This window comes from Haloferax profundi, assembly GCF_001469865.1.
In the GTDB taxonomy this organism is placed as follows: Archaea; Halobacteriota; Halobacteria; order Halobacteriales; family Haloferacaceae; genus Haloferax; species Haloferax profundi.
This window is the reverse complement of sequence record NZ_LOPV01000119.1, coordinates 1-7,165: the sequence shown is the minus strand read 5'-3', so window position 1 is coordinate 7,165 and position 7,165 is coordinate 1. Positions and strand designations below refer to the sequence as shown.

At 55.9% G+C, this 7,165-nt stretch carries 7 protein-coding genes; 1 reads left to right on the top strand and 6 read right to left on the bottom strand.

Annotation, left to right across the window (positions count from 1 at the left end):
- Window positions 1-651: 651 nt before the first annotated feature.
- The gene (locus AUR66_RS06530) at window positions 652-1,527 is read left to right on the top strand and encodes a cold-shock protein (protein WP_058571677.1); all 876 of its coding nucleotides are present in this window, start codon (window positions 652-654) and stop codon (window positions 1,525-1,527) included.
- Window positions 1,528-1,992: 465 nt separating this feature from the next.
- On the opposite strand, the gene AUR66_RS20455 is transcribed toward AUR66_RS06530, so the two are convergent.
- The 6 genes from AUR66_RS20455 to AUR66_RS06500 all read right to left on the bottom strand — a co-directional run.
- Window positions 1,993-3,003, bottom strand: a complete 1,011-nt coding sequence (locus tag AUR66_RS20455; RefSeq protein ID WP_082682147.1) for a tyrosine-type recombinase/integrase — start codon at window positions 3,001-3,003, stop codon at window positions 1,993-1,995.
- Between the two features lie 158 nt (window positions 3,004-3,161).
- A complete protein-coding gene (locus AUR66_RS06520) occupies window positions 3,162-3,953 on the bottom strand; it encodes a hypothetical protein (protein WP_058571675.1) in 792 nt (263 codons plus the stop codon).
- A 190-nt stretch (window positions 3,954-4,143) separates the two neighbouring features.
- Complete coding sequence (locus AUR66_RS06515; protein ID WP_058571674.1) at window positions 4,144-4,938, bottom strand: SDR family NAD(P)-dependent oxidoreductase; 795 nt, start codon at window positions 4,936-4,938, stop codon at window positions 4,144-4,146.
- A gap of 238 nt (window positions 4,939-5,176) precedes the next feature.
- Window positions 5,177-6,277, bottom strand: coding sequence for a putative sulfate/molybdate transporter (locus AUR66_RS06510; protein WP_058571673.1), 1,101 nt, complete (start codon window positions 6,275-6,277; stop codon window positions 5,177-5,179).
- Between the two features lie 117 nt (window positions 6,278-6,394).
- Window positions 6,395-6,955: a cysteine hydrolase family protein gene (locus tag AUR66_RS06505; protein ID WP_058571672.1), complete on the bottom strand. Its 561-nt coding sequence runs from the start codon at window positions 6,953-6,955 to the stop codon at window positions 6,395-6,397.
- A 1-nt stretch (window position 6,956) separates the two neighbouring features.
- On the bottom strand, window positions 6,957-7,165 hold a 209-nt coding region (locus AUR66_RS06500), incomplete at its 5' end, for a YqcI/YcgG family protein (protein ID WP_197409688.1).

The window sequence follows — 7,165 nt, the reverse complement described above, 5'->3', positions numbered from 1 at the left end:
CGACGATTCGGTCCCCGAATAGTCGTGTTTCTACCCGTATTTGCAGCATCATACTGGAAAGTTGGCCAATCTCCCTCTATCTGCGCACTCACTTGTTTTGTTCCCACTGATAAGGGACCCCCAACCATGGATGCAAGGAGAATACCTTTGAGAACAGTTCGCCTACTCGTCTTCGGTTGTCTGTCTTTCGTGTCTTCGAAAGGAGACAAGATTTTCTTCCCAAGACCTCGGTCACGAATCGTCGAAGAGCCGTCTGTGCGTTGTGTTGACATACCATTAGAATATATGCTTGGCATTTCCAATAGTAATACAGAACATTTGCTTTTTTCATAGACTGTTAAATTGACCTTTGTCGTGCCTTTTCAATTCCTCAATCTCATTCAACCGTGTGGAATACTTGCTGAACGAATAGATTCATTCCGTGATATTTTGCACGCTACTCCTGTCACGTCTTGAGGGCACCAATGGTGTCTGGATTCTGACAATGGCCAGAAATAGGTTTCAATCTGGGTTCAGACAACCCCGTGAAAACTCACTATTCGAACCAACCGAGAATCTTCGCCACTAATGACGTAGTAATATTATCTGCAAAATTATATATGGAATTGATATGTACCAGAATTGAAGTCCTATATGAGTGAGAGATACTGAATGACAGGCCAGAGTAAAAGTGAGTGGACGCACAGCAAGAACGCTGGCCAGCTCTTACACACGAAAAGCCAGGTTCTGTTAGAAGCAACCGAAGACTTCCGTCATGTTCTGGACTGTTTCGACAACAGTCCGAATATCCCCAGGGCAGTGATTGCACTGGGAATACTATCGAAGGGGGTCAGCTCGAGCACCCACAATGATCGCGAGCTACAGGAAATCGTCTCGATGTGGGCTTCCACTTACCCCAAGAAATCCTACCCGGAAGACGTAGTGAACGTTGTATTGTGGTATCTACAGCAGGTGAAATCTGGCCTGAGCTCACAGCAGAAGAGATCCATCGGACGTCATCTATCTTCGACTGGTCTCAACGGTTCTGTGCCGACCGATACTCGGGGAGAATCATCTACTGAGAGAAGTTCTGAATCACCTCCAGAAAAGAAGTCGAAGTCATTCCAAGACTCTCAGGGACAGCATTCGAAAGACAATCCGTCGAAGCCAAAACCAAAGCCCAGCCTACCGAACGATCTGGACGGAATCGTCGTAGACTACAATGCCAACCGTGGGTTCGGATTCATCATGACCGTCGATTTAATGCAGTACAATCCCAGTGGAGACAACGAACCGAAGGAACTCTTCTTTCACGTGAGTGAATTCGACGGTCGGCCAGAGAAGGGGCAGCACGTCAATTTCGATGTGGGATTCGGAGATAAGGGCCTGAAAGCCGTCGACGTCACAGTGGTTGCAGAAGCAGGTGAACTGTCTGTCGAAGAGTGGGAGGAACTCCCCCGCCTACCTGGATTCTGGGAGACAGACAAACCGGAGACAATCTACCGTTTCGGCAGGAAAAGAAACCCGAGATACCACAATCGGTTGTGAGAAATCTATTCTATATCATCTAACAATTCAATAATTAAACCTTCATCAGCCAGCGCTACGCAGACGAGAGCCTCGTAATAATGACGATTCTTTTCAATTTTCTTTTTACCGTCTATAGTCCGATATGCATTGACCTTTTCATACAAGTCATCAACTCTCTTCGCTGTCTCCTCAGTCAAATGCATTTGAATTTTCTCTTTATTTCTTATAGTAGTCATTATTGAGAATTTTGTAAACATTTGTCCAGATTTCTATTCGACACTGCCTGCCGGGAATGAGGTAGTAGCTTCCCCACGAACTGGGACGTTTTACTAATCACCATATTCGACATCTGAAACCACAACACCTTATATTTTCACCCCTAAAGTTGTTGTAACAATAATTAAGTATCAAATTCCCATATCAATTTATTTCACATCTAATTTTGACCTTTTTGCCACCCTATTGAGTGAAAAGGCAAAGTATCTATAAATTTTGTAGGAATTCTCTCCGTTGCTCCACTTTCACCTCCTCAGATCGGCGATCATAATGTGCCTCCAGTACATCAGGGCTAACATTCATTCGATCACTCACAACCTCAACAGGAACATCTTCTGTGAGGTGGTGAGTGATTGCACCTCGTCGCCATGCGTGAGGACTTCGGGATGATGGACAGACAGAAGGAGCCTTACTCGGTCCAGAGATCGCGTTACATGAGTCGACGTCGTGTCCGTGTGGACAACTACCCCCATTGTACTGGCAAGGGTGCGTCCATCTGTAGCAAGTTTCTCTGATCGTTGACCTAGATATTCGACCAAATCTTGTAGTGAGCAGTGGGTTACGCCCGCGCTCGTCAGTCACATCGTGCCGATTATAGTCAAGATAGTCATTCAACACCGAACACGTGTCCGGGCTCAGTGCAATCAGTCGCTCTCCCCTATGCTGATTCTTAAGTGGTGTTCCATCTCTGTGTTTCGCCCGTATGCGTTCATTCTCACGATCGTAGTCCTCCACATCAAACGATCTTACTGTCCCTGAACGGGCCCCACACCGCCACAGGAGCGTTAGAAGTGTGTGGTGGAGTGATGCGTAGTTGAACCGAGCGAGATGTTGTAAGATAATCTGTGCCTGTTCAGACTCGATCAATACATCCCGCTCTCTATCCCCCTGTGTCAACGTGGGTGATAGAATCTTATTATGAAGATCGGGCTCAACAGCATCTACTGACTCGCAGAATTTTATGAACGACCGAAGGGTGTCGAGTTGCCCTTTCAGTGAGACTGAATTCAAATCCTCTGCACGGGATTGCTTGAACTCAAGTAAATTTCGGCCTGTGAGCCCGTTGAGGTTGTCGATATCTTCCGAATCACACCATTCAACGAATTGGTTCAGCTTGTATCTGTACGACTTCAGTGTTCCCTCAGCTAACTCTGCCTCTCTATCAGTGAGATACAGGTCGACCCCTCTGTCTGGAGAGAGTGGTTCCAGCGGTGACATTGTTTGTATACCCAGACCGAGACGCGGAGAGAGGCGGGGCGGACGCGATGAGTCGGTCGTAGTCGAACCCGACGGGAACGATGTGCGTCTGCATACGTGGTACGTCGGCGGGGTAGTTATAAAAACTACCAGACCCGTGTCGTCTGGTCCAACACCGCTCAGAACACGTTGTTGCGGACGTCGTCCGGGTCGACGTTCCGTTCGTCGAGATAGACGTACGCCTCGTAGCGCGAGGAGTCGTACTGCAGGTCGAACTCTTCGATGGACCCCGAAAAGCGATATCGGTCGCCGAGGAAGTGCGCCCCGCCCGCGTCGTCGGGAATCGGTCCCGTCTCGTTCGTCACGGTCATCGTCCCGTCGCCGTTGTCCGTGGGCGTGTCGTCCGAGTCGGCCGAGAAGTCCCCTGAGTCAGTGTCGGGAGACACCTCCGTCGTCGGGGTCCACAGTTCGTACGAAATCGGCCCGTTCGCCGTTATCATCACCGAACGGTCGGGTCTGAACTCCCCGATGTCGTCGACTAACTCGCCGTCGTCGTCGGCGTCGCGTGTGGACCCCACGTGCGACCCATCGACGTAGAAGTGCACGTCGTAGCCGTTGGTTTCGAGTCCCCACACCTCGACGATTTCGCTCACGCGGTATCGGTCACCGAGATACCTCGTCCCCCCGGCGTTCTCTAGGGGGCCCGTCTCGTCGCGCATCCTCGAGACGGCCTCGAACCTCGGCGACTCGACCGCTTCGTCGCCGTCGGCAGAGAAATCTCCGCCGTCCGTGTCGGGTTCGAGGTGCCCGTCGACGGTGAGCGTGTACTCGACAGGACCGTTTGCTGCGAGAGTGATCGTCCGCATCTCTGTCTGTGTCGCTCCTCTCGGCGACCCCGCGACGACTCCGGTCGAGAGTGCCCCGCCGCCGAGTCCGAGTGCGGCCGTCTTCAACAGTGCTCGTCGATTCATCGGCGTTGCCACCTCACGTCCGGCGTCGGTCTCCGCTGGTCGATGCTGTCTCCCCACATACGACATTCGACAATCCAGAGTCACTTGACGCTATTTCAGGGCCGGCAGAAAGTGTCTCGAACGTCACTCTCGCTCGAACTCACAGGAGGGGCCGGGACCCAACAGTCACGTGTTCGAGACGAGAACACGTTCACCTCCGTCGCCACCCCGTCTTCCCGACGAGCCACTCGATTGGACGAGGAAACAGACGGTGGAGTGTCGCGACGACCCGGAATCGACGTGGAATCAGGACAGTTCGTCGACTTTCGACGACGCTTTCGACGATGGCGTCTGCGACGTCTTCTGGACTCAGTAGTGGAAAGAGCCTACTGATGGAGGGCAATCGCTCCCTGCTTCCCGGATTGTGTTCCCAGTAGGGTGATTCGACCTCTGCCGCCACGACCAGTGTAACCACGATATCTGTATCCCGGAGGTCGGCCTGCAACGCCTCGGTGAATCCTCGCATCGCCCATCGGGCCGTCGCATAAGCGACTGAACCGGGCCACGGGGCCATCGCAGCAGCCGAGGTGAGGTTCACGATATGTCCCTCGTTCCGGGCGAGGAGATGGGGAACGAACGTTCGCGTAACGTCGAAAGCGGCGAAGTAAGGGGCGGCCATCATCCGGCGGGCGTCGTCCGGCGTCGTCTCTTCGATTGCGAGGAATTCACCCGAGCCCGCGACGTTGACGACGATCGTTGGATGACCGACCTCGTCTCGAATCGTGTCCGCAACCTTCGCGACTGCGTCAGGCTCCGTGAGGTCGACTGGATACGGAGTGGCCGTCCCACCGTGGTCGATAATCTCTTCGGCGACTTCCACGAGTTTCGACTCGGTCCGGGCCAGTAACACGACGTGTGCTCCTTCACGACCGAATGCGCGGGCTGTCGCCGCACCAATCCCGCTCGATGCACCAGTCACGAGTACGATTCGGTCTGTGAGATTCATCGGCTCCTCTAGATATTCGTCACCTCTATGTTAGATAGTTGAAATATTGAATCATTCGAGGGTTCTCGTCCGGTGAGACTCGCTAGAGACGTCTGGGCCGCCCCGTCGACTCTCACTACCAAACGTGAGTTCGAGGAGAAGAGAAGAGGTTCGTCGTCGCCGTCGGTCTGGAGGCTGGATTACAGAGTGACAGTCGTGTCTCAACCTGACCGATTTCACGTCACTGCGCTCCCGGAAGTCACCGTTCAGCCCACCGATTCCACCCCAACCACAGACCAACACCGACGACGAACGCCACGCCCAGATTGACGACCACACCAAGGATACCAATCCCGACGACCAGCACGTACTCGTCCGTCTTCCGGATACTCGTCCGGCCGAGTTGGAGGGCGATGACCGTCAGCACGACGCCCAGCATCGCGAGTGGGTACGCGGCGACGAGTTCGACTGCCACGAGGGCAACGACGACGTATCCGACGCCCAGAATCACGTTCGCGGCGGCGGTCCGAGCGCCGAAGGCGTACTTGCCGGCGACACCGCCGCTTCCGTGGCACATCGGGAACCCGCCGAAGGGGAGCGCCGTGAGATTCATCACGCCCATACTCGTCGCGAGTTCGTCGGCCGAGACGTCACGGTCGAAGTAATCCGCGAGGAGGACGGACGTGGCGAGTGCGGCGTTACCGACGGTCATCGCCAACTGGCCGGCGGCACCCTCTACTGCCGAGACGGTCACGCCGGCAGGAGAGACGAGGAACGCTCCATCGAGCGAGGGGAGCGTCGGTGTGGGAAGACCGGTATGAAACGCGGCGATACCGCCACCGACGAGGAGAACCGCGAAGGCGCTCAAGTTCCACCGACCGAGGAGAACCGCGAGGACGACGATACCACCGGCGAGGGCGGCCAGACGAGGCTCCGAGAACCCGAGTGAGAGGCCTGTTTCGAGCAAGACGAGAGCGACGCCGAACTGGACGCCGCGGACGACGGGTGCGCCGATGTACTGACTCACGCGCTCGAGTGAGTTCGTCTGACCGATACCGAGTAAGACGACACCGAGGAGGCCCCCAGCGACGAGTGCTTCAGTCGTCGTGACGGTGCCCGCGAGGACCAGTGCGGCCAGCGCTTTCATCGGTTCGACGGACAGTGGAACGCCGTAGTAGAGACCCCAGACGATTTGGAAGACGCCGAACCAGACGAGGACGAGCGTCAGCGAGAGGTCCGACAGAAGCGAGAGTGCGACGACGATAGGGAGGACCGTAACCGAATCCCCTACCGCGCCCGTGAACTCGTTCCACGTGAATTCGAGGGCGAGGTTGTCGCGTGAGAGGAACGAGACGCCCATGGCGGTACATTTTCTGTGGTTCGGTAAATGTATTTGCGTAACAATAGCACACCACACAGACCACAGAACGTAACCAGATAGGGTTTCGCAAGTGAGAGAACGGCCCCGACGCGGTGGTCAGCGAGTTGCCAACACGCCCGCCGTCTCGACGACCGTCGCAAATTCGCCGTTCAGGTGCGCCAGCGCAGTCCGGTGCATCTCGTCGGCGGAGTAGTGCGTTCCGTCGTGGCCGTCGCGGTCGAAGGTCGCAACCGCGTCCTCGGGGAGGAACACCTCGAACCCGAGGTTTTCGGCCATCCGCGTCGTCGTCGAGACACAGTGGTCGGTCGTGAGACCGCAGACGACGAGCGTCGTGTAGCCGTGGTCGCGGAGCCACGATTCGAGGTCGGTGCCGACGAACCCGCTGTTGACGTGCTTCGTGAAGACCGGTTCTCCATCGACCGGTTCGGCTTCTGGCTTCCAGTCGAAGCCCTCGCTATCGCTCCGGAGCGGTGAGTCCGGTTCCGTCGAATCGTGTCGGACGTGGACGACAGGCGCGTCGGCGTCGCGCCACGCGGCGAGTAAGTCGGCGACACGCGCTTCCATCTCGGGATTGTTTCGCTCGCCCCACTGAGGTTGGTCGAAGCCGACCTGCATGTCGATACAGACGAGGACGGCATCGGACGGGAGTGCGACCATCTCAGTCGTCCGCCGGTGCCATCGGCACCTTGGGGTGGTCGCGCGTGATGCGAATCGGGCACTCGTCGGGTGCTTGCGATTCGTCCGACGAGAACATGTACTGCGGCCACTCGCGGTCACCCTCGACACCCCAGTCGCCGAGGTCGGCGTGCGGGCAGACGCCGTCGTACGCTTCGATACGGTTCTGGATGACGGCACGGGCTTTCTGTC